25 protein-coding genes and 1 tRNA gene are annotated in these 25,249 nt (G+C 68.5%); 12 read left to right on the plus strand and 14 right to left on the minus strand.

What is annotated here, in order from left to right:
• Positions 1-7 precede the first annotated feature (7 nt).
• The gene (locus ACOGXI_RS13600; RefSeq protein WP_419939373.1) at positions 8-748 is read left to right on the plus strand and encodes a glycosyltransferase family 2 protein; all 741 of its coding nucleotides are present in this window, start codon (positions 8-10) and stop codon (positions 746-748) included.
• A gap of 62 nt (positions 749-810) precedes the next feature.
• Here ACOGXI_RS13600 and ACOGXI_RS13605 read toward each other — a convergent pair.
• Positions 811-883: transfer RNA gene (locus tag ACOGXI_RS13605), tRNA-Glu, on the minus strand.
• A 107-nt stretch (positions 884-990) separates the two neighbouring features.
• On the opposite strand from ACOGXI_RS13605, the gene ACOGXI_RS13610 reads away from it, so the two are divergent.
• Positions 991-1,464, plus strand: a complete 474-nt coding sequence (locus tag ACOGXI_RS13610) for a hypothetical protein (RefSeq protein WP_419939374.1) — start codon at positions 991-993, stop codon at positions 1,462-1,464.
• A gap of 18 nt (positions 1,465-1,482) precedes the next feature.
• Positions 1,483-1,944 (plus strand): hypothetical protein, encoded by a 462-nt coding sequence (locus tag ACOGXI_RS13615; protein WP_419939375.1) that lies wholly within the window; start codon positions 1,483-1,485, stop codon positions 1,942-1,944.
• 36 nt (positions 1,945-1,980) lie between these two features.
• Here ACOGXI_RS13615 and ACOGXI_RS13620 read toward each other — a convergent pair whose 3' ends face one another.
• Positions 1,981-2,385: a hypothetical protein gene (locus tag ACOGXI_RS13620; RefSeq protein ID WP_419939376.1), complete on the minus strand. Its 405-nt coding sequence runs from the start codon at positions 2,383-2,385 to the stop codon at positions 1,981-1,983.
• Positions 2,386-2,514: 129 nt separating this feature from the next.
• Between ACOGXI_RS13620 and ACOGXI_RS13625 the strand changes: the two genes are divergently transcribed.
• Positions 2,515-2,637: a hypothetical protein gene (locus ACOGXI_RS13625; RefSeq protein WP_419939377.1), complete on the plus strand. Its 123-nt coding sequence runs from the start codon at positions 2,515-2,517 to the stop codon at positions 2,635-2,637.
• A 1,047-nt stretch (positions 2,638-3,684) separates the two neighbouring features.
• Here ACOGXI_RS13625 and ACOGXI_RS13630 read toward each other — a convergent pair.
• The 7 genes from ACOGXI_RS13630 to lipA all read right to left on the minus strand — a co-directional run bounded on the left by ACOGXI_RS13630 (position 3,685) and on the right by lipA (position 11,170).
• Positions 3,685-3,993 (minus strand): hypothetical protein, encoded by a 309-nt coding sequence (locus tag ACOGXI_RS13630; RefSeq protein ID WP_419939378.1) that lies wholly within the window; start codon positions 3,991-3,993, stop codon positions 3,685-3,687.
• 492 nt (positions 3,994-4,485) lie between these two features.
• Positions 4,486-5,265 carry a lipoyl(octanoyl) transferase LipB gene (locus tag ACOGXI_RS13635; RefSeq protein ID WP_419939379.1) on the minus strand — a complete coding sequence of 260 codons (780 nt, stop codon included), beginning with the start codon at positions 5,263-5,265 and terminating at the stop codon, positions 4,486-4,488.
• A gap of 35 nt (positions 5,266-5,300) precedes the next feature.
• Positions 5,301-6,710, minus strand: coding sequence for a dihydrolipoyl dehydrogenase (gene lpdA / locus ACOGXI_RS13640; RefSeq protein ID WP_419939380.1), 1,410 nt, complete (start codon positions 6,708-6,710; stop codon positions 5,301-5,303).
• Between the two features lie 52 nt (positions 6,711-6,762).
• Complete coding sequence (locus ACOGXI_RS13645) at positions 6,763-8,106, minus strand: dihydrolipoamide acetyltransferase family protein (RefSeq protein WP_419939381.1); 1,344 nt, start codon at positions 8,104-8,106, stop codon at positions 6,763-6,765.
• A 36-nt stretch (positions 8,107-8,142) separates the two neighbouring features.
• Complete coding sequence (locus ACOGXI_RS13650; protein WP_419939382.1) at positions 8,143-9,126, minus strand: pyruvate dehydrogenase complex E1 component subunit beta; 984 nt, start codon at positions 9,124-9,126, stop codon at positions 8,143-8,145.
• Complete coding sequence (pdhA, locus tag ACOGXI_RS13655) at positions 9,126-10,244, minus strand: pyruvate dehydrogenase (acetyl-transferring) E1 component subunit alpha (protein ID WP_419939383.1); 1,119 nt, start codon at positions 10,242-10,244, stop codon at positions 9,126-9,128. Before pdhA ends, ACOGXI_RS13650 begins: the two co-directional genes overlap by 1 nt.
• Positions 10,241-11,170: a lipoyl synthase gene (gene lipA, locus ACOGXI_RS13660; protein ID WP_419939384.1), complete on the minus strand. Its 930-nt coding sequence runs from the start codon at positions 11,168-11,170 to the stop codon at positions 10,241-10,243. The genes pdhA and lipA overlap by 4 nt, the downstream gene beginning before the upstream one ends.
• A 255-nt stretch (positions 11,171-11,425) precedes the next feature.
• On the opposite strand from lipA, the gene ACOGXI_RS13665 reads away from it, so the two are divergent.
• From ACOGXI_RS13665 to ACOGXI_RS13685, 5 genes are all read left to right on the plus strand, one after another.
• Positions 11,426-11,674 (plus strand): ferredoxin family protein, encoded by a 249-nt coding sequence (locus ACOGXI_RS13665; RefSeq protein ID WP_310757742.1) that lies wholly within the window; start codon positions 11,426-11,428, stop codon positions 11,672-11,674.
• A gap of 34 nt (positions 11,675-11,708) precedes the next feature.
• Entirely contained in the window at positions 11,709-12,839 is a 1,131-nt protein-coding gene (locus ACOGXI_RS13670; RefSeq protein WP_419939385.1) for a hypothetical protein, read from the plus strand.
• Positions 12,840-12,887: 48 nt separating this feature from the next.
• Positions 12,888-13,856, plus strand: a complete 969-nt coding sequence (locus tag ACOGXI_RS13675; RefSeq protein ID WP_419939386.1) for an Fpg/Nei family DNA glycosylase — start codon at positions 12,888-12,890, stop codon at positions 13,854-13,856.
• On the plus strand, positions 13,853-14,125 hold the full coding sequence (locus tag ACOGXI_RS13680) for a DUF4031 domain-containing protein (protein ID WP_419939387.1): 273 nt from the start codon (positions 13,853-13,855) through the stop codon (positions 14,123-14,125). The genes ACOGXI_RS13675 and ACOGXI_RS13680 overlap by 4 nt, the downstream gene beginning before the upstream one ends.
• A gap of 159 nt (positions 14,126-14,284) precedes the next feature.
• The gene (locus ACOGXI_RS13685) at positions 14,285-14,893 is read left to right on the plus strand and encodes a hypothetical protein (RefSeq protein ID WP_419939388.1); all 609 of its coding nucleotides are present in this window, start codon (positions 14,285-14,287) and stop codon (positions 14,891-14,893) included.
• 26 nt (positions 14,894-14,919) lie between these two features.
• On the opposite strand, the gene ACOGXI_RS13690 is transcribed toward ACOGXI_RS13685, so the two are convergent.
• Both ACOGXI_RS13690 and ACOGXI_RS13695 read right to left on the minus strand, forming a co-directional pair.
• Positions 14,920-17,088 carry an alpha-ketoacid dehydrogenase subunit alpha/beta gene (locus ACOGXI_RS13690; RefSeq protein WP_419939389.1) on the minus strand — a complete coding sequence of 723 codons (2,169 nt, stop codon included), beginning with the start codon at positions 17,086-17,088 and terminating at the stop codon, positions 14,920-14,922.
• 65 nt (positions 17,089-17,153) lie between these two features.
• The gene (locus ACOGXI_RS13695; RefSeq protein ID WP_419939390.1) at positions 17,154-17,747 is read right to left on the minus strand and encodes a hypothetical protein; all 594 of its coding nucleotides are present in this window, start codon (positions 17,745-17,747) and stop codon (positions 17,154-17,156) included.
• 221 nt (positions 17,748-17,968) lie between these two features.
• On the opposite strand from ACOGXI_RS13695, the gene ACOGXI_RS13700 reads away from it, so the two are divergent.
• From ACOGXI_RS13700 to mobA, 3 genes are read left to right on the plus strand one after another with little or no spacing between them, the layout of a single operon-like run.
• Positions 17,969-20,308 carry a DUF5916 domain-containing protein gene (locus tag ACOGXI_RS13700; protein ID WP_419939391.1) on the plus strand — a complete coding sequence of 780 codons (2,340 nt, stop codon included), beginning with the start codon at positions 17,969-17,971 and terminating at the stop codon, positions 20,306-20,308.
• 24 nt (positions 20,309-20,332) lie between these two features.
• Positions 20,333-20,773, plus strand: a complete 441-nt coding sequence (locus tag ACOGXI_RS13705) for an arsenate reductase ArsC (RefSeq protein ID WP_419939392.1) — start codon at positions 20,333-20,335, stop codon at positions 20,771-20,773.
• Positions 20,770-21,537, plus strand: a complete 768-nt coding sequence (gene mobA / locus ACOGXI_RS13710) for a molybdenum cofactor guanylyltransferase (protein ID WP_419939393.1) — start codon at positions 20,770-20,772, stop codon at positions 21,535-21,537. Before ACOGXI_RS13705 ends, mobA begins: the two co-directional genes overlap by 4 nt.
• Before the next feature lie 20 nt (positions 21,538-21,557).
• Here mobA and ACOGXI_RS13715 read toward each other — a convergent pair whose 3' ends face one another.
• The 3 genes from ACOGXI_RS13715 to ACOGXI_RS13725 all read right to left on the minus strand — a co-directional run bounded on the left by ACOGXI_RS13715 (position 21,558) and on the right by ACOGXI_RS13725 (position 25,215).
• Complete coding sequence (locus tag ACOGXI_RS13715) at positions 21,558-23,075, minus strand: Fic family protein (protein WP_419939394.1); 1,518 nt, start codon at positions 23,073-23,075, stop codon at positions 21,558-21,560.
• A gap of 104 nt (positions 23,076-23,179) precedes the next feature.
• On the minus strand, positions 23,180-24,403 hold the full coding sequence (locus ACOGXI_RS13720; RefSeq protein ID WP_419939395.1) for a kynureninase: 1,224 nt from the start codon (positions 24,401-24,403) through the stop codon (positions 23,180-23,182).
• A gap of 8 nt (positions 24,404-24,411) precedes the next feature.
• Positions 24,412-25,215 (minus strand): tryptophan 2,3-dioxygenase, encoded by an 804-nt coding sequence (locus ACOGXI_RS13725; RefSeq protein WP_419939396.1) that lies wholly within the window; start codon positions 25,213-25,215, stop codon positions 24,412-24,414.
• Between the last annotated feature and the right edge of the window lie 34 nt (positions 25,216-25,249).

Consider the following 25,249-nt stretch of genomic DNA (forward strand, 5'->3'; position numbering starts at 1 on the left):
GGCCGGCGTGTACGCGGGAATGACGGTCGGCGTGGTCGTGCCGGCGCGGGACGAGGAGCGGAATATCGGCGTCGTCGTCGGCGACCTGCTTGCGCTGCGCGACGATCGGGGCAGGCGCGTGGTCGACGACTTCGTCGTCTGCGACAACGGATCGACGGACGGGACCGCGACCCGCGCGCGCGAGGCGGGGGCGCGGACGGTCCGGCAGGATACGCCGGGCTACGGACTCGCCTGCCTCACGGCCCTCGCGCAACTGCGCCCCGTCGACATCGTGCTGTTCACGGACGGCGACCGGTCGTTCGAGGCTGCGCAGGGCCTCGGGCTGCTGGAAGCCGTCGCCGCCGGAGCGGACCTGGCCATCGGATCGCGCGCGCTGGGCCGGAGGGAGCCGGGCGCCCTGTCGGCCCCGCAGATCGCGGGCAACCGGGTGGCCGGCGCGCTCATACGTCTGCTGTGGGGGGCGGCGGTGACCGACCTCGGCCCCTACCGCGCCATACGGGCCGAGGCTCTGCGCCGGCTCGACATGCGGGATCGCACCTACGGCTGGACCGTGGAGATGCAGGTCAAGGCCATCCAGCAGGGTCTGCGGGTCGTTGAAGTGCCGGTGGACACCTTGCGGCGCCGCTTCGGCCGCTCGAAGGTGGGCGGAACGGTCCGGGGCGTCGTCGGCGCCAGCGCCGGCATCCTCTCGATGATCGCCAAACTCCGCTGGCGGCAGGCACGCGCGGGGCGAGGCTCAGGAGCATAATGCAACGGACAGCGGCGCGCTCCGGACGAAGGGGACCGTCCCGAACACGCCGCGGTGCTTCATACCCCCTAGGGGAATCGAACCCCTGTCTCCTGGCTGAGAACCAGGTATCCTGGGCCACTAGACGAAGGGGGCGGAGTTGGGAAGCGATATTCTAGTCGGGCTGGAAGGCGTGTCAAGATGATGAAGAGTCGAGGCGCCGCACGGAGCCGGAGCGCCGCACGGAGCCGGAGCCGGGCGCCGTGAGCTGGGAACACCTGCACATCGTCTCCCACTCGTTCCCCATCGTCCTCGCCGCGTGCGGGAGCGTCGTCGGCCTGTACGGGTGGGCGCGGGACCGCGAGCCGCTCGAGTTGTGGGGGCTCGTGGCCCTCGTCATCGCCGGCGCCTTCGTCGCCCCCGCCTACCTGACCGGCCTCGCCGCCGCCGATGTCGTGGCGGAGCGCACCTTCGTGCGGCCCGGCATCGTCCAGACCCACCGCTTCTGGGCCACATGGGCGGCCGTCCCCGCCTTCACCGCCGGCGCGCTCGCCGCCTTCGCGCTGCACGAGCGGGACGACCGGCGGCTGCGGCACTTCGTGCTCCTGGTGGGTCTGTTCGCCACCTTCATGATCGGGTTCGCGGCCTGGCAGGGCTCGAAGATCGTCCACGGACCGAATGAGACCGCCGGCGCCGGGGTACCCGCCACGACGGTTCAATCCGCTTCGGGCGAATGAAAGGGAAGGAGTGAGATAATGAGTGTACGGCTGGAAATCCTCCTGGTCGCGCTGGCCGTGACGGTCCTGGCGAGTTTTTCCGGTTGGACGGTCTGGGCTACGGCGGGAGGCGTCGCATCTCCGTGGTGGCTCGCGGTGCTGATTGGCGTGGGGGTCGTGGTCCCCGGGATCGGCGCCCTGGCATGGGCGGGTTGGGGGCGCTGGCTGCTCGAAAAAGCGGACGCGAGCGCCCGGTCGCGCCAATGGTGGCGGCTGTGGTTCCTGCCCTGGGCGTTCTGGGTCGTGAACTTCGCGGCCGGCGATGCCGTTGACCGACTCAACGAGTACTTCCACGGATCCACGGAAGGGCTTTCGCTCGTGCTGCTGGTGCCGCCATCCATCGTCGGCACCGCCGCCGCGCTGGCCGGCTTCGTGTTGGTCCTCGCCTTCGCGTTCCGGGAGATCGATCGCCTTTCCCGGAAGCGACGAGCCGCCCGCTAGCAGCCCGCCGCCAGCTAGCTGGCCGCGGGAGAGCGGCTAGGGCGTGGCAGACTCGAGGAGGACGACGAGGCCGAAGAAGATGAATGCGGCGGCGAGCATCGCGGCCGTCTGCAGCACGCGTTCCAGGAAGGACATCCTGGCAAGGTGTCCGAGCATCAGGGCGACGACGACCGTGCTGATGAGCAGGATCCCGAGAATCATCATCATCTTCGCAAGCCATCCTTGTGCGAGGGCGGCGGTTTTCGGCGGCGAACATCGGGCCACCCGCACAGGCGGGCGACGCGCCACAAGGTCGGCCCAAGCCCGCGTTACGGCAACGTTCCCGCCCGCGATGCCGCAGCCGCGGTGCGGACGGTTCCGGTTGTAGGTCTCGATGTAGGCGTCGAGATCCTCCTGCATCTCGCTGACCGACTCGTACCAGTTGGCCCGGAGGTGGAACATCGCGAAGAATGCCCGGCACCTGCCCGGTACGGGGGGTGCGTCGAGCCGGAACGGGCCGGCTTCGCGGTCGCCCGGATCATGGACGGGCGCCTCGTCGCATTCACTCGCTCACCGGGCTCCGAAGTCCGCGTGACCCTGGACCTCGAGGGGCACGCCGGGGAGAACGGTTATCCGAAGAATGTCGTCGACATCGCGAAGGCCAACGCCCGCGACCTGAAGATCGGCGGGGAGTCGTTCGGGTTCGAGCGGTGACACGGAGCAAGCAGGCTCCTGCACGCCTTCCAACAGGTACGCAGCGGAGTGCAGTCGGCTGAACCCCAGCAGCAAAAACAACTAGATCGCGTTGGCGCTAGTCGGTGCCCTTGTCCCCTCTGGCACCGAGGAAGTACCCAAACCCCACCCCGGCACCGAGGGACATCGCGTGCCCGATCACCTGAAGGGCTTGTTGCTGCTGGTCGGAACTGCCAAAGAAGAGGAACGTCAAGATCGCAACAGGCAACCCGATTGCTGCCCCTATGAGAACCCACTGCTTCTTGTTCTTCGAACGCCAGCGCTCCGTCTGATGGCCATGTTGCTTTTCAAAGCGGTTCGAGTGGAATTGGTACTGGCGCTCGTTGTCCGCGTCCGCGACCTTGAGGGCTTCGGCCGCAATTCTGCTTCCTTGGTGGATACTGCAACCCGCGTTGTCTCCAGTTCCAGAGCCTTGGACATCAACTCCACGAGAACCCGAAGATCGGGTGGCTGCTCGTCTATTTTGGCGGGGAGGTTGACAGCCTCGTCACTCATCCAAGTACACCTCGCCGTATCCGTGAGTACCGCGGACCAAGACTCTTCCACCCGCTGTTCCGATGGCCTTGGCCACGGCTTTCGCCGGAACACTAACGACGACATACCCCCCGTAGGGAGACTTCCGGATCCGGGTCACGGCACCGGCTGTCACCTCAGCCCTTCGACGCCTCGCTTCCGCGAAGGCTGCCGCGTGAGAATCGCAATGCGTGTCTGGGACAACGCGCGGCAATGCTAGCTCAGTCGCTTCGCTCATGCTCTTTCTCATTTGTCAGCGTCCCGTCGGTTCCAAGTATGCGATCCGACACACCGGTCCGGCTTCCCGTTCCCTGAATCTAACGGTCGGAGCCTTTGGCGACACTTGTAGCGGTCCCGGTTGTCTGGACAGAGGGGCGGCTTAACCATCGGGCTGCCCGGCGGCTGAGCTGCTCGCGGGCACGGTCCGGGGTCAGGTACCCGTGCCGCTGGAGGAGCCAGCTGCGGTTGTAGCGCTCGATGAAGGCCCCGATCACCTCACGGGCCTCCTCGAGCGTCTCGAAGTCGTTCAGGGTACAGACACTCCGCCTGAAGCTCCACCCGCATCGTCATCTCCCCCAGCTTCGCACGGGTTCGCATCAGCTCCCCGTCCGGCGCGTTCTTCGTCTTCAGTCCCTCACACGCCCCCTCCAGGAACAGCCGCCGCCAGCGCTCCAGCTCCGGCGGCGGAACCCGGATCTCCCGGCTCAACTCCTCGCCCCGAAGCAGCCGCAGCACCACCTCCGACTTCCGGCGCGCACTCCAGCGCTTCGGCAGGCCCTCGGCCTCCGTCGGCTTCTCCGACATCTTCGCACCCCCTCTCTCCGGACCCCGTAACGTTGAACCGTGCTAAACGAGTGTCCAGAAAGTCCGGGTGCGCTATAGGCTCGTAGCTCGGTCGCGATCTCATCGTAGCTCGAGAGTTGGATCAGGGCCGAGAGACAGTCCAGCACACTCCACCAGCTCCGGACGTCCGTGGGGCAACGCGACTTCATGTCGGTCAGGAGATCGGTCGGCCAAATCTTGGATCCACAGCGCCGACCCAAGGGCCGGGACCGCGGGGAGATCTTCGCGGGAGGCCGAGAGGAGCGCTTTAAGGGGGAGGAGTGGGTCGGCGTCAGGGATCGCGCCGGCGCGATCGGCCGGAGCGAACTCCCAAGTACCCCGCACCGGGTCTCAGTGTCAACACAGGCATGATTGTTACTGAATCAGCAACATAGGCCCGTCGCGTGACACCCCTGTGGCTGAGACTTCCCTGATGATCTCCGAGATCGCCCGGGTGCTGCGCCCGCGGGAACGTCAGGCGCGCAGGGCGACCTCCGGCGCCGGTGACGGCGCGAGGCCGGGGAAGGCCGCGGGGAAGGCGCGCACCACCGCTTCCCCGGCTTCTTCCATGGCAAGTGAAGCGCCCTCGGACGCGAGGCTCGTCATGCGGACGCCCTGGATGCCGCACGCCACGATCCCGCTGAAATTGATGAGCGGCTCGGGCGTCACGTTGAGCGCGAAGCCGTGCGACGTGATCCAGCGGCTCGCGTGCACGCCGATCGAAGCGACCTTGCGGATCGATCCGGCCCCGATCAGGGCGTCCGCGCGTCCGGCGGCGACCGTTCCGAACCCGTCGTCCTCGACCGTCTCGAGGCTCCCGGCGGGTGGAGAACCCGTCCACGCTCCCGTGTACGACTCGACCCGGAACGCGGGGAGACCGCACTCCGCGAGGACGCGCAGCAGCACCTCCTCGATGCGGCGCAGATACCAGTGGAGGTCCTTCCGGTGCGCGTGGAGGTCGAGGATCGGGTAGCCCACCAGTTGGCCGGGGCCGTGATACGTGAGGTCGCCGCCGCGCTCGATCTCGACCACATCCAGCCCCGCCTCGGCGAGCCATGTCTGGTCGGGGGGCGTGACGTCCTCCCTCGATCCCCGCCCGACGGTGACCACCGGCAGGTGTTCCACGAGGAGCAGGAGGTCGTGGTCCGGCGGAGAACTCCGACGCCAGCGGGCGATGGAGCGCTGAAGCTCGAGCACCTCCCGATACTCGCGGCGCCCGAGGTCGACCACCCGGAGCCGCCGCCCCCCGCTCATCGAAGCACCGCCTGCCCCCCGTCGGCCTCGCCCGCCTACATGTGGATCGAGCGTCCGAGCGCGGCGAACGCGGCTTCCATCACGGCCTCGGCCATGCTGGGGTGCGCGTGCGCATGACGCACGAGCTCGTCCAGCGTCGCTTCCAGTTCGCGCGCCATGCCGACCTCCGCCACGAGTTCGCTCACGTTGTGTCCGATCATGTGGACGCCCAGCACTTCGCCGTACTTGGCATCGGCCACGATCTTCACGAACCCGTCCGCGGATTCGGCGGTCAGCGCCCGTCCGTGCGCCCCGAGCGGGTACTTGCCGGTGACGACCTCGTGGCCCGCTTCCTCGGCCTGCGCCGCGGACATGCCGATCGAGGCGACTTCCGGGTGGCAGTATCCGACGGAGGGGATGTTCCCGTACGTCATCGGGTGCTTGGCCACGCCCGCGATATGCTCGGCGGCGACGATGCCCTCGTGCGACCCGACGTGGGCCAACATCGGCTGCCCGGCCACATCCCCGATCGCGTAGACGCCCGGCTGGTTCGTCCGGCACCAGCCGTCGATCCTGATGAAGCCGTCCTCCACCGCGACCCCGTTCTTCTCGAGGCCGAGATTCTCCGTCACCGGCCGCCGCCCGACGGCCATGAGCACGAGGTCCGTCTCCTCGGCGGTCTCGCTGCCGTCCGGGTTCACGAGCGTGAGAACCATCGGGCTCGCTTCACGGTCCAACTGCCTGACCCGGGTGTTCGTGAGGCTGCGGATCCCGCGCTTCCGGAACGAGCGCTCGAGCGCCTTCCCGATCTCCGGGTCCTCGAAGGGCACGAGCGTGTCGAGCGCTTCGATCAGCGTGACGTCCACGCCGAAGGCGTTGAAGACATCGGCGAACTCGACGCCCACGAATCCGGCCCCGACGATCGCCATCTTCGCGGGGAGTTCCTGGAGTCCGAGCGCTTCGCGGCTGCCGATCACCTTCTCGCCGTCGAGTTCGAAGCCGGGGAAGGTCTTCATCACGGAACCGGTCGCGAAGATGACATTGCGGGTGGCGATCTCCCGGGTCTCGCCGTCCGACTCGACCGCGACGCGGCCCGCCCCCGCCAGCCGGCCCCGGCCCTGTACGATGTCGACCTTGTTCTTGCCGAGCAGGTATTTCACGCCGGCCGTGAGCTTGCGCGTGATCATGCGGCTCCGCTTCACGGCGGCGGGGAAGTCGTACTCCACCTCGACGGGCTTCACGCCCATGCGGGCGCCGTGGTGCTGGAGGTTGTGCGCGAGCGCGGCGCTCTCGAGCAGCGCCTTGGCGGGGATGCAGCCCCAGTTGAGGCAGGTGCCGCCGAGGCCGCCCTCGTACGACCCGCTCTCGACGCAGGCGGTCCGGAGTCCGAGTTGCGCGGCCCGGATCGCACACACGTAGCCGGCCGGTCCGGCCCCGACCACGACAACGTCGTAAGTCTCCGACATCTATCCCTTCACTCTCTCATTCTCTGGTTCTCAGGAAGTCCCGCCAGCCTGCCTACAGGATCATCTCGAGCGGGTTCTCGAGCATCGCCTTGAAGGCGCCGAGGAAAGCCGCGCCCGTGGCCCCGTCGATGACGCGGTGATCGCACGACATCGTCACGCGCATCCGTTTGCGGACGACGACCTGGCCGTTCACCGCGACGGGCTTCTCGACCGTTTGTCCGATGGCGAGGATGCCGGCTTCCGGCGGGTTGATGATCGCCGTGAACTGGTCGATCTCGAACATGCCGAGGTTGCTGACGGAGAACGTCCCGCCCTGGTATTCCTCCGGCGCGAGCTTGCGCGCCCGCGCCCGCGCGATGAGGTTCCGCGCCTCGACCGAGATCTGCCGCAGCCCCTTGCGGCCCGCGTCGCGCAGCACCGGCGTGATGAGGCCCTCGTCGAGCGCCACCGCGATGCCGAGGTGGACGGCGCCGTGGTAGCGGATCGCGTTCTCCTCCCACGAAGCGTTGACCCCGGCGTGCCGGTTGAGGGCCTCCGCGGTCGCCTTCAGGAGCAGGTCCGTCACGCCGATCTTGCCGTCCGCGAAGCGGGCGTTGAGGTCCGCGCGCAATTCGAGCGCCCGGCCCATGTCGACCTCGGTCGTGAGGAAGAAGTGGGGGACGGGCCCGATCGACTGGCCGAGCCGGCGCGCGATGGCCTTCCGCATCTGGCTCGCCTCCTCGACCCGGTCCTCGAGGCCGGGCGCTGGCGCGACGAGCGTGGGCGCCGGTGTTGGGGCCGGCGTAGCTGCCGGCGCGCGGGCCGGCGTGGGCGTGGGGGCGGGGGACGGCGCAACGGCCGGGCCGCCGGCCAGCGCGGCTTCGACGTCGGCCTTGACGATCCGGCCGCCCGGCCCGGAGCCGGCGAGGCCGGCGAGGGCGATCCCGCTCTCCGCGGCCATGCGCCGCGCCACGGGCGAGGCCTTGATGCGGCCCCCGGCCGCCGCTGCGGGCTCGGGCGCGGCCGCGACAGGCTGTCCGGTTCCGGCCGCGGGCTCGGACGGCCCGGACGCCTCGCCCGTCGCGGGAGCCGCGGGCACCGGCGCGTGCACTTCTGCCGGGCCGTCCGCGAGCCCTTCCCCCGCCCCGGCGCCGCCGGCCGCCTTCGCCTCGGCGAGCAGGGCGTCGATCGACTCGTCCGGCGCGGCGATCACGCCGATCAGCGCCCCCACGGGGACCGTGGCGCCCGCCTGCACGACGATCTTGCGCAGCACGCCGCCGCCGAGCGCCTCGACATCCATGTTCGCCTTGTCGGTTTCGATCTCCGCGACGACATCTCCCTGCGCCACGGCATCGCCCTCGGCGACCTTCCACTCGATGAGCTTGCCCTCCTCCATCGTCGGGCTCAGCTGCGCCATCACGACTCTCGTTGGCATATCGGCCGGCGTCCGCGGCTAGTCCGCGTAGCACACGTGGCGGACCGCCGCCGCCACATGGTCCGCGTTCGGGATTACGAGCTTCTCGAGGTTCTTCGCGTAGGGCATGGGCACGTCCAGCCCGTTCACGCGCGCCACCGGCGCGTCCAGCGAGTCGAAGGCCTCGCGCTGAATGTCGTCCACGACCTGGGCTCCGACGTTGCACATCGGCCACCCCTCTTCCGCGACCACGGCCCGGTTCGTCTTCCTGACCGACGCCACGACCGCGTCCACGTCCAGCGGACGCACCGTGCGCAGGTCCAGCACCTCGACGTCGATATCCTCCTTCTCCAGCGCGCGCGCCGCCGCGAGCGCCTGGTGCACCATCTTCGAGTGGCACACGACGGTCACGTCCGATCCCTCGCGCTTCACCTCGGCCACCCCGATCGGGGTCACGTACTCCTCCTCCGGCACCTCATCCCGGACGAGGTTGTACATGATCTCGCTCTCGATGAAAACGACCGGGTCGTTGTCGCGGATCGCGCTCTTCAGGAGTCCCTTCGCGTCCTTCGCCGTGGCGGGCGCGATCACCTTCAGCCCGGGCACGTAGCTGTACCAGGGCTCGGGCGACTGCGAGTGCTGCGCCGCGAGTTGGAGCGCCGCGCCGCCCGGTCCCCGGAAGACGATGGGGACGTTGTACTGCCCCCCCGACATCTGGAACAGCTTCGCCGCCCCGTTCACGACCTCGTCCATCGCGAGGAAGGCGAAGTTCCACGTCATGAACTCGACGATCGGCCGCAGGCCCGCCATCGCCGCGCCCACGCCGAGCCCCGCGAACCCCAACTCCGCGATCGGGGCGTCCCGCACGCGCCATTCCCCGAACTGGTCGAGCAGCCCCTTGGTGACCTTGTAGGCCCCGTCGTACTCCCCCACCTCTTCACCGATGATGAAGATCGAGTCGTCGCGCTCCATCTCTTCGCGCAGGGCGTCGTTCAGCGCTTCCCGATACGTGAGGACGGCCATCAGCGCAGCTCCTTCCGCCACGCGTCGCGTCGCCGCATGTCGTCCGGATACCCGTCCGAATACACGTAGCGATACAGCGCTTCCGCATCCGGGAAGGGGCTCCGGTCCGCGAAGGCCGCGGACTCCTCGGCGATCTCCTTCGCTTCGCGGTCCATCGCCTTGTACGCCTCCTCCGTCAGACGCCCCGCGTCCATCAGCTGCCGGGTGAAGGAGAGGATCGGGTCATCGGAGCGCCACTTCTCGACTTCCTCGCGCGTCCGGTACGTCCCGTGCATCGGATCCGCCATCGAGTGGCCCATGTACCGGAAGCAGCGCGCCTCGATGAAGCTGGGGGTCTTCTCGTTCCGTCCCCGCTCGATCGCCTCCTCCGTCGCCTGGCGGACGGCCAGCACGTCCATGCCGTCCACATCGAGCGAGGTGAGGCCGTCGTATCCCCGGCCGCGGTCCTTGAGTTCCTTCACCGCCGCCACGCGCCGGTAGTCGGTCCCCATCCCGTAGCGGTTGTTCTCGAGGATGAAGATGACGGGCAACTTCCAGCGCGCCGCCATGTTCATCGACTCGTGGAACGCGCCGATGTTGACCACCGAGTCTCCGAAGAAACAGACGCAGACCTGGTCCCCGCCCCGGTACCGGATCGCGTATCCGGCCCCGATCGCGATGGGGAGGTGGCTCCCGACGATCCCGTGTCCGCCCATGAAGTTGAGCGACTTGTCGAACATGTGCATCGAGCCGCCGAAGCCCTTCGAGCAACCGTCCACCCGCCCGTAGAGTTCGGCCATGACGGCGTTCGGCGTCATCCCGCGCGCGATCGCCTGGGAGTGGTCGCGATACGCGGTGATCACGTAGTCGTCGTCCCGCAGCGGCGTGATCGCTCCCGCGGAGACCGCTTCCTGCCCAATATAGAGGTGGCAGAAACCGCCGATCTTGCCGACCTGGTAGACCTCCGCCGCCTTCTCCTCGAACCGGCGCTCGATGATCATCTCCCGCAGGAGCGCTACGCATTCCTCCCTCGAGAGTCCGAGAAATACGTCGGGGTCGTCGGTCGATCCCTCGGGGGCTCCCCCCGCCGGCGCGTCGGAGACCGTGGCCGCGGACCGGCCGGAGTTCGCCGCGCTCATCCCGCCGCCAGCGCCGCAACCCTCCGGCGCAGTTCGACCACCTGCTCGCGCGCGTGATAGCTGGACCGAACCAGCGGCCCGCTCTCCACGTGCAGGAACCCTCGCGATTCTCCGATCTCCTTCCAGCGCATGAACTCCTCCGGGGACACGTAGCGGTCGATCGGAAGATGGTCCGGCGACGGCCTCAGGTACTGCCCCAGCGTCAGGATCTGCACGCCGGCTTCGAGCGCGTCGCCCATGAACTCCTCGATGTCGGCGGACGTCTCCCCCAGTCCGAGCATGATCCCCGTCTTGATGAGGACCCGGTCGTCCAGTTGGCGGCCCGTCGTCAGGACGTCCAGGGAGCGCTCGTAGCGCCCGCCCGGCCGGGCGACCCGGTGCAGCCGGCGCACGGTCTCCATGTTGTGGTTGAAGATCTCCGGCCGCGCGTCGATCACCGTGCGGATGGCCTCGGGATTCCCCCGAAAGTCCGGCGTCAGGACCTCGATCGAACACTCGGGACGGCGCCGCCGGATCTCGCGGATCATCTCGGCGAAGATCCAGGCGCCGCCATCGGGCAGGTCATCGCGGTCGACGGACGTGATGACGCAGTGGTTGAGTTGCAGTCGCTCGATGGCCTCCGCGACCCGCCGCGGCTCGTCTTCGTCGAGTTCCTCCGGCCGGCCGTGGGCGATCGCGCAGTAGGGGCAGTTGCGGGTGCACACGTCGCCCATGATGAGGAACGTCGCCGTGCCCGCCTCCCAGCACTCTCCGATGTTGGGGCACTGCGCCTCCTCGCAGACGGAGCTGAGTTCCAGCCCCCGCATCAGTGCCTTGAGACGCTGATAGTTGGGCCCTCCCGGCGCCCGCACCTTGAGCCATCGCGGTTTCCGCGAAGGCCAGGCATCGGCCGGGCTCCCTCCCTGTATGACCTCGAGTGGCTTCACGCCTGCCGCCTTCTCGCTGTGTGATCGCCTCTATGTGATCCGCCCTGTGATCCGCCCTGCGTTTCCCGGTCCCGCGCCCCCGGCCGCACCGTCCGTTCGCTCTCCGCATGCTCTCCGTATGCCGTCCGTATGCCGTCCGCCGGGAACCGCCCAAGATACCGGCTGTTGCGCGGCGGACCAACCCGCCGCCCCCCCGCTCCGGCGGGCGGCAACGCGGAATTGCTCAGCCCTCAGGCCTCGGGTATCTTCCCGCGCATGACCTACATCATCACCGAACCATGCATGAGCGAGAAGGATGCATCCTGCGTGGATGTGTGCCCCGTCGACTGCATCTACGAGGGCGAGGACCAGTACTACATCCATCCCGAGGAGTGCATCGACTGCGGTGCCTGCGTGCCGGAGTGCCCCGTGGAGGCCATTTATCCGGACGACGAAGTGCCGGAGCAGTACGACGCCTTCACCGCGAAGAACTACACCTACTTCGACGTTCCACCGCCCGACTGATCCTCGAGTCCGACCGCTGAGGGGAGCCACCGCGATGTGGAACCGGCGCCCGCGCGGCCCTGTGCCGCACCTCGTCACCCTCGGCCTCCTGCTGTCGCCGCACCCGCTGGCGCCGGCCACCCACGCCGCGCAGGAACACGCCCACGGAGCTTCGGCCCGTGCCGGCGAGGCGCACGCCGACGACTCGGCCCCGCCGCGCCAGCCCGCCGCGAGTCCGCTCATCGACGTGCGCGTGCACGCGGCCGATCGCGAGTTCGAGATCGTCGTCGGCCCCGTCTCTCTGCCGGCCGGCGGTCCGCACCTCCGGCCCCCGGTGCAACTCGCGGAGGTGCCGGTCGCGGGCTGGATGCACGGTTTCTCGTGGCAGATGAAGGACCGGGAAGGCAACCCGCTCCCCGAACGCCTGCTCCATCACGTCAACCTCATCGACCCCGACAACCGCGAACTCTTCTCCGCCGTCCCGCGCCGGGTCCTCGCCGCGGGCCGCGAGACGAAGAGCGAGTTGTTGCCGGGCGTGCTGGGGTATCCCCTCGCGCCGGGCACCCGGGTCCTCGTGAGCGCGATGTTCGCCCCGCTCCCCGATGCGTCGCACGACGAAGCCTTCCTCCACATCCGGCTGCCGTACACGCCGTTCGAGGATCCGGGCCTCATCGGACCGGTGGACATCTATCCGTTCTATCTCGACGTGATGGGCCCCGTCGGCGAGAAGGAGTTTCCGCTCCCGCCGGGGACGCACGGGATGAGTTGGGAGGGCAGCCCCGCCGTGGACGGCCGGATCCTCGGCATCGGAGGGCACCTGCACGACTACGGGGACTGGATTCGGCTCGAGGACGTGACGGCGGGCAAGGTGATCTGGGAAACGGGGCCGGAGGTGGACGGCGAGGGCCGCACCATCGGGGTGCCCACGAGCCGGCTGTGGTGGCGCGGGGGCGTGCGGATCCGGAAGGACCATGTCTACCGCATCTCCGTCCAGTACTCGAACCCGCTGGAACACCCGGCGCCGGACGGCGCGATGGGCGCGATCGGCGGCATCATCGCTGCGGATGAGGAATGGCCGGAGTTCAGCCGCGAACACCCGGACTACGTCCAGGACCTTCGCAACACCCTCGAGAAACCGAACGAAGCCGCCCACGGACACGGACACGCATCCCGCCCGGACGGCTAGCGCGGAGACGCCACGCTGGCGTTCGGGGTGCTTCGCCGGACGGTGCCGATGCCCGAACTGCCCGACATCACGATCTACCTGGAAGGGCTGGAGGCGCGCGTCCTCGGACGTACGCTGGAGCGGGTGCGGCTCGGCAGTCCGTTCCTGCTGCGGAGCGTCGACCCGCCCCTGGCGGAGGCACACGGACGCGAGGTCGTGGCCCTGCGCCGGCTGGGGAAGCGCATCGCCATCGGACTGTCCGCCCGCGACGAACGCGAAGACGCACAGGACGCACGGGACGCACAGGATCTGTGGCTCGTCCTCCACCTCATGATCGCGGGTCGGCTCCGGTGGCGGGACCCCGGCGTGAAGATCCCGCGACGGCTCGGTCTCGCCGCCTTCGACTTCGCGGACGGGAGCCTCCTGCTCACGGAGGCCGGGACGAAGAAACGGGCGTCGCTGCACGTCGTGCAGGGCGCCGAGGCCCTCGCGCGGCACGACCCCGGCGGCATCGATCCCCTGACGGCGGACCCGGCCGTCTTCCGCGAGACGCTCACGGCCCGCAACCACACGCTCAAGCGCGCGCTCACGGACCCGCGGCTCTTCTCGGGCATCGGCAACGCGTATTCCGACGAGATCCTGCACGGGGCGAAGCTGTCGCCGATCAAGTGGACGAGCCGGCTCGATGACGAGGAGATCGGCCGGCTCCACGAGGCCACGCGCCGCACGCTCGAGCGGTGGACGTGCCGGCTGCGCGATCAACTTGCGGGGAAGTTCCCGGAGAAGGTGACCGCGTTCCACGCCGAGATGGCCGTACACGGGAAGTACGGGCGGCCGTGCCCGGACTGCGCGGCTCCGGTGCAGCGGATCCGATACGCGGACAACGAAACGAACTACTGCGCCGCCTGCCAAACCGGCGGGAAGGTGCTGGCGGACCGGGCCCTTTCCCGGCTGCTGGGAAAGGACTGGCCCCGCAGCCTGGAAGCGCTCGAGGAACTCCGGTCGGGAGGGCCGCCGGTCTCCGGGGAGGGCGCATGATCCGCTACCACTACCACACCTCGCGGAAGGACATCTCCCGCCTCGGGATCTCGAAGGGGGACCCGCTGTGCCACGTCTACAGCGATGCCTCCCGCGAGGAACTGGAGGCGTGGGGCCGGCGGCACGGCCTCGAGCCCGCGTGGATCCACGACTCGACGCTCCCCCACTTCGACGCCTTCGGGGCTCGCCTGGAGTGGTGCGGTCCCGGCGTGTCGCGGGCGGAACTCAGGGATCACATCCGCGCTTGGCGCGCCCGCCGCAAAGCCTGAGGCAACGGGCCGCCCCGAACCCCGGAGCGAGCAACCGGTGGTGATGATACGAAGATGATGAGGACGAGGAGGATGGGGAGTGACCCGACTCGGATCACGATGCGCCGGGTGTGGGTATGTTGTGGTGGGCAACCGATTCTTTCTCGGAGCGTTTGATTCATGGAGAACGGCCAGATTCTTGGCCTACCGGCGGGAGCTGCGATAGCTCTCGCCATCGCAATCGTCGCTGGTATTTGGGCGCTTGTCCGTCACATCATCAAGAGAGCAGAGTGGCGCGGCGCCGTTGATGAGAGCCGGAGGCATCTTGAGGGGTTCGCGGAATGGAAGGGGAACGTTGATGTAGAGCGGAAGAATTTTGGGGAATTCATGGCGAGGATCGAGGAGAAGATCACCGGAATTTTCGACCGTCTTGGCACCGTAGAACGTGCCCTGGGCTTCGCCGTTACCGAAATTCGGAGTCCCATCCGGCTGAACAAACTCGGCGAAGACATCGCCGAGGAGATTTCGGCGAAGGATTGGGCCGCCCGCCTCAGCACTCCCATCCAGTCTCGCACAAAGGGTATGGATGCTTACACCGTGCAGCAGTTCTGCTTCGCGTACGCTGACCATACACTCGAGTTTTCCGATGATGAGCAGGTGCTTGTCAACAAAATCGCTTTCGAGCGCGGGGTGGAGGAGCGCGACATCCGGCGCGTCATCGGTATCGAACTCCGAAACAAGATTCTAGCTCTGCGGGGAATGCCGCTGGCGGATACCGACCAAACCTAGCTCGGTTTGGGCAATACGGTATCGATCTACCAGGTGGCGAGTTCCACGATCGCTTCGGCGATGTCGTCGACCTGCGGCAGCGACGCGTCCTCGAACGACGGCGCGTAGCCGATGAAGGTGTCCGTCGAGGTGATCCGCCGGATCGGCGCGTCGAGCCACTCGAACAGTTCGTCGGCCAGGCGGGCCGAGATCTCCGCCCCGTAGCCCCACGACTTCGCGTCCTCGTAGGCCACGAGCACGCGGTTCGTCTTCATCACGGAGCGCCGGATCGTGTCCATGTCGACCGGGTTCAGCGACCGCAGGTCGATCAGGTCCGCCCGCACCGGCTCCCCCGCGCGGTCCAGCTTCGCGAGCGCCTTGCGCGTGCGTTCCACCATCGCGCCGTACGTGACGATCGTGAGGTCGTCCCCCTCCGCCACGAGCGCGGCCTTGCCGAACGGGATCATGTACTCGGGGCCCGGATAGACGCCCTTGTTGTACGTCTGCCGGTACAGGTGCTTGTGCTCGAGGAAGAGCACCGGGTCGTCGCACCGGATCGCGGTGCGCAGGAGCCCGTTCGCGTCCGTCGCGTTCGACGGACAGATCACGTGCATGCCGGGCGTGTGCGTGAAGAGCGAGGCGCCCGTCTGCGAATGGTACATCGCGCCGCCCGAGATGTAGCCCCCGTACGTGGTCCGGATGACGAGCGGACACTTCCAGGTTCCCGCGGAGCGCCAGCGGAAGGTCGCGACCTCGTTCCGGAACTGGTGGTAGGCCGGCCAGATGTAGTCGAAGAACTGGACCTCGGCGACCGGCTTCAGCCCGCGCACGGCGAGGCCCACGGCGCGTCCGACGATGTTCGCCTCCGCGAGGGGCGCGTTGTACACCCGAAGCGACCCGAACTCGCGCTGCAGGCCGTGCGTCACCTTGAAGACGCCGCCCTTGCCCTTGACCTCTTCGAGGATTTCCTCGCGGCTCGCGTCCGCCACGTCCTGCCCGAACACCACGATCCGGGGTTCGCGCCGCATCTCGTCGCGGATGCAGGCGTTGAGCAGGTCGACCATCGTCTTCGGATTCCCCTCCGGGTCGGGCCGGGCCTGCGTCTCGAAGGCGCTCGACGCGGGATCGACGTCGTGCGAGTACACGTGGGCGTAGACGGTATCGGGGTCCGGCTGCGGGCGGGCCATGGCCCGATCCGCCGCGTCGGCGACGTCGGCCTTGATCTCCGCCTTGAGCGATTCGAGGGCGCCGGCCTCGATCACGCCTTCCCGGACGAGGTAATCGGCGAAGGTGACGAGCGGGTCGCGCGCGGTTTCGAGTTCCCGCTCGCTCTCGGACCTGTAGAGGCGCTCATCGTCGGACATCGAGTGGCTGTAGGGCCGGGTGACATGCCCGTGAACGAGTGCCGGACCGCGGCCGGACCGCACATGCCGCGCGGCGCGCCGCATGACGACATAGCTCTCCAGCGGATCCGTTCCGTCGACTTCCTCGATGTGGAGGTTCGGGAAGTTTCGCACGAGACTCGAAATGCTGCCCCCGGCGGTGTTGACCTCCACCGGCACGGAGATCGCGTATCCGTTGTCCTCCACGAGGAAGAGGATGGGAAGCTGCAGGTTGGAGGCGGTGTTGATCGCCTCCCAGAACTCTCCTTCCGAGGTCGTGCCGTCCCCCGTGCACACGAGCACGATCTCATCCGATTCCACGTGCGGTTTGACCGCGTCGAGGGCGTCGAGGCCGGCGGCCCGGGCGCGAGCGATGCCTTCCGCGCACCCTACCGCCTGGTTGAACTGCGTGCCCGTCGGACTGGAAGGCGTGACGAGGTGCAGGGGCGGAGAACCGAAGTGCGCCGGCATCTGCCGTCCGCCCGTGGACGGATCCTCCTCCGCCCCGACCGCGCCGAGGAACATCTCGTACGGAGACATGCCGAGTTCGAGGCAGAGCGCGCGGTCGCGGTAGTAGGTGAAGAACCAGTCGTAGCCGGGTCTGAGCGCGCGTCCCGCCGCGACGAGGAGCGCCTCGTGTCCGGCGCCGGAGATCTGGAAGAAGATGCGGTTCTGCCGCTTCATCGCGATTTCGCGGTCGTCGATCGTTCTCGACGTGTACATCGTGCGATACATCGCGAGGAGGTCCTCGGCCTGGAGATCCCGCCATTCGGGGCGGGCGAGGGCGCTGAGTGCGCGCTCCAGGTCGTCGGTCTGGTCGATAGGGGTTGCCATGTATATCCAGTATGTCCAGCGTCATCAGGAAGAGTTCGGCGGGAATCTAATCGTCCCTCCGGCGTCTAGAAACCGACCGACCGAAAGCGGCGCAGCCGCGGGAGAATCGAGGCGGCGTGGTCCGCGATCGCGTCGCCCCGTCCACTCTCGGGCATGAGCTGGCTCAGCGCGTGCAGCATCGCGACGGCGTAGTCGGAGAACGCCCGGTAGGGCGGCGCGTGGCGAAACCCCCACGCTCCCGCCGGCAGCAGCAGGAGCCAGCGCAGGTCGCCCGCAAGCTGGATCAGGTCCCCTTCGTCCAGCGCCATCTCCGGTTCGCCCATGGCCAGCCGCGTCAGCGCGGCCATGAAGAGGGCCGACGCTTCCGGCGAGAGCAGCTCGAGATCGGGGTACCGCGCCAGAACCCGGGCGGCGAAGGAAGATTCTTCGGGCGCGGCGAGTCGCTCGGCGATGGTCGTCGGCTCTCCGTCGCCCAGAATCAGCCACTCGAGCCGGAGGGGAGGGAAGGCGCGCTTCAGCGCTGCCAGGAATTCGGCCCGGGGGCCCGCCCTCGACGACCCGGCGGCCTCCCGTTCGTAGTTCGAGAGCGTGCCGAGGCTTACGCGCGCGTGCTCCGGCAACTCCGCGTTGACGTGGCCGCGAAAATCGCGCAGCGACAAGCACTGAAGCTCCTTGCGGAAGAATCGCAATCGTGATTGAACGGTGTCCATACATCTGAACATAGCGGCGGCGGGTTCTCCGTTGCAACCGTGCGGAGCGGGTACGTGTTACTTTTTTCGACCTGGCGTGCGCAGGTCGATCCTTCGTCGATCCTTCAAGGTGCTGATCCGTGTTCATCCAAGCGGGTTCATCCAAGGTGTCCATCCAAGGTGTTCATCGCATGAGCTTCCGAAGAAACCATGGTCTGCCCGGGCTGGCAGCCCGCGGCAAAAGCGCTGACGCAGGGTTTTGCCACGGGCTGCTCCGCTTCGGGGTCGCCTGTCTCATCGCCGGGCTGGTCGTCCTGTCCGTGCCGGCGCCGGAGTTGCGCGCGCAGGACGGTCCGGGGCAGCACGAACCGGAAGAGGCACCGCCTCCTCCGCTGGAAGGCCTGGCGGTCCGTGCGGAGCAGGCTCCCGTCGTCGATGGAGTCCTGGACGATGCGGCCTGGAACGGGGCGCCGGTGATGACGGACTTCATCCAGCGCGAGCCCTTCGACGGGCAACCGGCATCCGAGCGCACCGAAGTCCGCATGGTGTTCGACGACGAGGCCATCTACATCGGCGTGTGGGCCTTCGACGAGGATCCGGCGGGGATCATCTCCGGGGACCGGATCCGCGACATGGAGGTCTCCGAGGCCGACCACATCCTGCTCGCGTTCGACACCTACCACGACTACCAGAACGCGTTCGTGTTCGGGACGACGCCGTCGGGCATCGAGTACGACGGACAGGTCGCCAACGAAGGCCGCGGCGGCGGTTTCTTCCTGGGGGGCGGTTTCAACACGCAGCGGCGCATGCAGTCCGGCGCCGGCGGGGGCTTCAACAAGAACTGGGATGGCTCCTGGAACGTCGCGACGAGCCGCAACGGCGAGGGCTGGTACGCCGAGTTCCGGATTCCCTTCAACACGCTCCGCTACGGGACCGACTCGACCTGGGGCTTCAACGTCTCCCGCCAGATCCGGCGCCGGAACGAGGAGTCCTTCTGGTCCGCCGTCCCCCGCGAGTTCACCCTCTACCGGCTCAACTACGCGGGGCACCTGACGGGGCTCGAGCTTCCCTTCCGGCGCCTCGGGTCGGTCACGCCGTACATGCTGGGGTCGACGGAGCGAGACTACGCGGGCGGGCAGACGGCGTTCGACCGGAACTACGAGTTCGGAGGCGAGGCCAAGCTCCAGCTTACGCGGGGCGTGACGCTCGACGCGACGTACAACACCGACTTCGCGCAGGTGGAGGTGGACGACCAGCAGGTCAACCTCACGCGCTTCAGCCTGCTCTTCCCCGAAAAGCGCCCCTTCTTCCTCGAGAACGCGGGCTTTTTCGCGGTCGGGGGCGGCGGGGCCGATCTCTTCTTCAGCCGCCGCATCGGCATCGCCAACGGCCGGCAGGTTCCGATCACCGGCGGCGCCCGCGTCTCGGGGCGCGCGGCCGGGTTCAACGTCGGGATGCTGCACATCGGGACCGACGGGGTCGAGGGTGTGCAGGGCGCGAACGCGTACTCGGTCGCCCGCGTGGCGCGGGAACTGCCGAACCGGTCGCGGGTCGGCGCCGCCTTCATCAACCGCGACGGGAGCGGTTTCGACGACTACAACCGGACCTACGCCGTGGATGGACAGTTGGGGCTGGGGGAGGCGTGGACGCTGACGGCTTGGGGGGCGAGGACGGAGACCCCCGGCCTCACGGACGCGGACCGGGCCTTCGATGCGACCTTCGGTCTCACGACCCGCAAGTGGCGGGGGAACGTCCAGTACCAGCACTTCGGCGAGAACTTCAACCCCGAGGTCGGCTTCCTGCGCCGGGCGGGGCACCGGTACTACCAGGTCTTCCTGATGCACAACATCCATCCGGCCGAGACCTTCCGCGAGATCCGCCCGCACGTCTCCTACTACACCTTCCGGAGCGACAAAACCGGCGTCGCGCAGGGGTTCGAGGAGTCGGCGCGGCTCCACATCGACACCCACTGGGAGTTCAACGACGGGATGGAGGCCCACACCGGCGTCAACTGGGTGCGGGAGGGGCTGTACGAGCCGTTCCCTCTCCCCGGCTCGGACGTTACGGTGCCCGCCGGGACGTACGACGGCTGGGAGAGCCAGGTCCGCTTCTGGACGGACGAGTCGGCGAAGGTCTCCTTCAACAGCGGGGCGAACATCGGCTCGTTCCTGTCGGGGTCGCGGCGCAGCCTGAACGGGACCCTGACCGTGCGCTCGGGTTCCTCGTTCAGCACGTCGCTCCGGCTCGACTACAACAACGTCACGCTGGAGCACGGAGATTTCGTGGCGACGCTGGCCGGCGTGAACTTCGGGTACTTCTTCTCGCCGCGCGTCTACCTGCAGTCGCTCGTCCAGTATTCGACGCAGCTCGACACCTTCTCGGCCAACGTGCGTTTCGGGTGGCTCAACACGGCGGGGACCGGCCTGTTCATCGTCTACAACGACATCCAGGGGATCCAGGATCTGCACGGGCCGCAGGGCCGCTCGCTGATCGTCAAGTTCAGCCGGCAGTTCAACGTCCTCGGGGGCTGACCCGGCCGAGCCGGCGAGAACCCCGTGCGACCGCGGCTCCTCTTCGTCTGCGTGGAGAACTCCTGCCGGAGCCAGATGGCGGAGGCGTTCGCCCGCCTGCTGGCGGGTGACGGCGTGGAGGCGGCGAGCGGAGGATCGCGGCCTTCGGGCGTGGTGAACCCGCGGGCGATCGAGTCCATGGCGGAGTTGGGCTACGATCTCGGCGCCCACCGGTCGGAGGGGCTGGACGACGTGCCGCCCGGACCGTTCGATGCGGTCGTCACCATGGGGTGCGGCGACGCGTGTCCGCATGTGCCCGCCCGGCGTCGCGAGGACTGGGAGGTGCGGGACCCGAAGGACCTTCCGGCCGAGGAGTTCCGCGCGGTCCGGGATGACATTCGCCGCCGGGTGGCCGCGTTGCTGGCGGATCTCGGCGTGGCGGGCCGGGCGAAGGCGACGGGCCCCGGGGGGCCTGCCGGAGCGTGAGCGGGCCGGACAGGTCGCTCGTGATCGTGGCCGGCGGGCGTTCGCGCCGCCTCGGCCGCAACAAGCCGCTGGTGGAGATCGGCGGCCGCACCGTGCTGTCGCGGATCTTGGAAGCGACGGCGGATATCGCGGACGTGGTCCTGGCGGTGCGCGAGGTTCCGCCCTTCCGGCGCGCCCTCGCCGCGCAGGGCTGGGAGTCCGGAGCGGAGCGCGCGGGCCGCCCGCGCGGCTCGGTCGCGCTCCGGCACCCGAAGGGCCGCGCCCTCCGCGTCGTGCCCGACCCGGTACCCGACCTCGGCCCCCTCGCCGGCGTGGCCTCCGGGCTGGCGGCGGCGGACGGCGCGATCTGCGTCGTGCTGGCGGGCGACCTTCCCTTCGTCACGCCGCATCTCGTCGACCGTCTGAGCCGTGAACTCGCGAGCGTCGCGGAGTCGGATGCCCTGGATGCCCCGGATGCCGTCGTGCCGCGCGCCCGCGGCCGGGCCCAGCCGCTGTGCGCCGCCTATCGGCGGGACGTCGGCCGGCTGGCCGCGCGGCTCGTGGCGCGGGGCGGCGCGCGCGGGGACTCGTCTCCCTCCTCGTCTCCCTCGATGATGAGCTTCCTCGAGCGGTTGCGGGTGCGATACGTCACGACGGAGGATTTGGCCGGGGCGGGCGACCTCGAGACGATGGTCCGGGGCGTGGACAGCCGGGCCGACCTGGACTGGGCCGTGCGCCGCGCCTCACGGCCCGATGGCTTTCCCTTCGAGCCGCACACGCCCTGACGGCCGGACGATACGAACGATCAACGCTCCTTCGCCGCAGCGGACATCGCTCGTTGCACCGCGTCTTCCATCGCAACTACCTCGTCATCGGTCAACTCCGCAAATCGAGCGCGCTTCCTCGCGGCGAGCCGTCCACCGTTCTGCATGCACAGCCGCACCAACAGCGACGCCCGGCGATCCGGCATGTCGACGATCTCAAGGACACCGCCGAGGGCTTGGTCGAACACCGCGAGGAAATCGAGTTCTTCCCTCAAGTCGCGGCGCACCGAGTCCGCCAGCCGATCGTACAGATACTCGGCCATGGCGGTGGCGTCGAAGTAGCGGTAGAAGTGGGCACTGTCGCTCTTAACGACCACGCGACGGCCTGGCGCGTGCCCGTTCGCCCACTCCCAACGAATGAGGTCCATTAGCGGCGTCGAGAAGCCGGCAAGAACATCGTCGTAGCGGCGGCGGTCGCGCAGAATCGCCGCGGATACCGGGAGAATGATGCCGGGCGGTCCGTAGCCACGCATGGCGAGCACATGGTGCATCATGAAGCGGTGGATCCGGCCGTTGCCGTCCTCGAAGGGATGGATGAAGACGAATGCGAACGACGATACGGCTGCGGCGACAACCGGATCCACGCCGCCTTCGAGGATTCGCCTGGTCAGGGCAACCCACGCGTTCATGAGGTCGGGGACATCTTCCGGCCGCGGACAGATAAAATGGACCTTTTCCCGATACCCGCCGAGGGTCTCGCCGACGAAGTTCTGGATGTCGCGCCAGCCATCGGCCGCGTAGCGCGAGTCGACGATCGTGCGCTGCAAGGCTACGAGCGCGCTCTTTTCGGAGGGATCGAAAGCGGTTGCGGATTGTAGAGCCGCCACAAACCGTTCGGCGCGGCCGGCGCTCGGCGTCTCGCCTTCCAAGGCGAACGAGGAACGCGTCTCCTTCGTGTACAGGTAGTTCACGGCGCGCGTGAGACGGTGGGGGTCGTAGCCTTCGGTGAGTGCGCGAGCCTCGCTGTCAAGGTTCGACTCCATCGCTTCCCGCAACTTCCCGGTCAATCTCACCGCGGGGCACAAGCCCGGCTCTCCCAAGAGGTTGTCGGCCACCCGGTGGCGCCTGGAGTTGCGCCGCGCCGCAACCACATGCCGGCTCGGGTCGAGCGCGCCGACGTAGTTGCCAACGCTCGCATCGGGCAGGTCCAGTGTCCGCCCGCTGAAGGTCTCATAGAGGAACCACGCCCGCCGGCTGAACGCGCCCGTAGGCTGTGCGCGAACCCAGGCTTCGATCTCTCCGGGGTCGATCGCCCGGAGCGCGCCGACCAATACCCCCAGGTCGAAGGCCTCGTGCCGCAGCGCGAAACGGAGGTGCGACACCGCCGAGTCCTCCGGGGCGTACCGCATCGGATACGACTCGCGGGTTCGCGGCCCGTGCGTCTCGGTGCGCCGGGCGCCGGCCACGACATAACTCTCGATGGCGGGTGGGGGCACGGCCAAACCGAGTTCCCGGATCAGCCAGGTCTGCCCTACGGGCATTCTGCCGGTCTTGCTCACGGACACCGTCGTGGGAAAACCGTTAGGAGCGTGGCGAAACGATTACGTAACGGAAAGTCGGTGGAAAATCAATTGCTGCGACGCTACCGGGATAGAGAAATCTGCTAGAGGCTAGAGGCCGCTTCTCCGAGGGCGGCGACGGCGTCGTCCAGTTGGCGGTCGGTGAGATAGGGGGCCGGGCCCAGTCGCAGGAGGTCGTCGCGGTAGTCCGTCGCCACGCCCCGCGCCGCGAGGGCTTCGTGGAAATCGCGCGCCCGCGGCGTCCGCAGCGCGAGGAAGCCGCCCACCGCCCCGGGAGGCGTCTCCCGGTCGCGGTCGATGAGTACCGGATCCGCGTCGATGGCGTCGAAGGCCTCCGCCAGGCGGCCCACCTGATGCCGGCTCACCTCGCGCAGCAACTCCGGCGTCAGTCCCCGCTCGCGGAAGAAGTCGAACACCTCGGCTGCCCGGTAGTGGCTCGTCGGATCGTAGGTGCTGCCCGCGAACCGCTCCGCTCCCGGGCCGTAGCTCACGCGCCTCGCGTCTTCCCCCTCGTGCAGGGCCGAAAACTCCGCGAACCAACCCGTGACGGCGGGACGCAGCCGACAGTCCGGCGGCACGCGCAGGAAGCAGTTGCCTTCCCCGAGTTGGCAGTACTTGTAGCCGCCCCCGGTCACGAACGCGCCTTCGAGTCCCAGGCTCGAAAGATCGAAGGGGACTGCGTTCAGCGCGTGATAGGCGTCCACGAGGAGTTCGGCCCCGACCCGTTGGCAGCGCTCCGCGACGGAGCCGAGTCCGTCGACGATGCGGGCGTCACGGTAGAGGACGGCGGAGACCAGCACGGCCGCCGCCTCGTCGTCCGTCGCGAGACGGAGCCGCTCGGAGAGCGAGTCGATGGGGTCCACGGGCACGCGCACGATGGTCAGCCCCTCCTCCTCCAGCCGGTCGAGCTGGCGACGGATGGAGTGAAACTCGCCCGCGGTCGTCACGAGTCGCGGCCGCGCGCGCAGGGGCAGGGCGGAGAGAAAGCGGATCACGAGTTCGTGCGTGTTCGAGCCGAGGGCGTAGTCCCCGTCGTCCGGACGCTCCGGGCGCCCGAGGAGTTCGGCATACCCGGCGCGGACCCGATTCCCACGCGCGAACGCCTCCTCCCACTTCCCGTCCACGAGGCGGGCGGCGTCCTCCCAGGCCCGGAGCTGCCCCGCGAAGCCGCAGTCGGGCCACGCCTGGTGCGAATGTCCCGTGAGGAGCAGCCGCTCCGCGACCCGGAAGCGGGAATAGTGCGGAGCGAGCGCGTTCGGCTCCCGGTACAGATCCTCCGGCGCGGGGCTCGTCGCGGGGCTCGTCACAGGTCCCGTCACAGGTCGGTGCGGATGGCCCACAGGTCGGGAAACACGGGGCGGTTCAGCGACTTCCTCAGGTAGTCGGCGCCCCCCGTCCGACCGGTGCCGGGGCGCGCCCCGATCGTGCGCTCGACCATCTTCACGTGCCGGTAGCGCCATTCCTGGAGCCCCTCGTCGAGATCCACGAACCGTTCGCACAACTGGACGAGTTGCGGGTCCTCGCGGTACAGCCGGACGAGGGCGGCCTGCACCCCCGCGGATGGCTCGGTCGGCGCCGTGACATCCCGTTCGAGGTCTTCCGCCGGGATCGGGTACCCGCGCGCGTGGAGGAAGCGGACGAAGGCGGTCCACAGCGAGGGCTCGCCGTAGCGGGCGTCGAGTCGGCGGCGGGCGTCGCTCCCGGCCGGGTATCGGTCGAACACGCTGGTCCGCTTGTGGCCGAGAATGAATTCGAGCTCGCGGAACTGGTACGACTGCAGTCCGCTCGCCTCCTCGAGCCGCTGCCGGAAGGCGAGAAACTCCAGTGGACGCATCGTCTCCAGGATGTCCAGTTGGGCGACCTGGACCTTCAGGATCGTGAGGATGCGTTGCATCGTGTGCAGGAGCCGCGGCATGTCGTCCGCGTCCATCCGGCCGCGCGCGAACTCGAGTTCGTGCAGGAGCTGCTTGAACCACAGCTCGTACACCTGGTGGATGATGATGAACAGCATCTCATCGTGCTCGCGGTCCCCGTCCACGCCCGACTGCTCCTGCTGGAGCGACAGCAGCTCCTCGAGGTGCAGGTAGCCGGCATAGGTGACGTATTTGTCGTGCGCCATGAATCTCCCTTCAGCGGCCCGTTTTCAGGGCGCC

Source organism: Candidatus Palauibacter sp. (assembly GCF_965208055.1).
Classification (GTDB): Bacteria; Gemmatimonadota; Gemmatimonadetes; order Palauibacterales; family Palauibacteraceae; genus Palauibacter.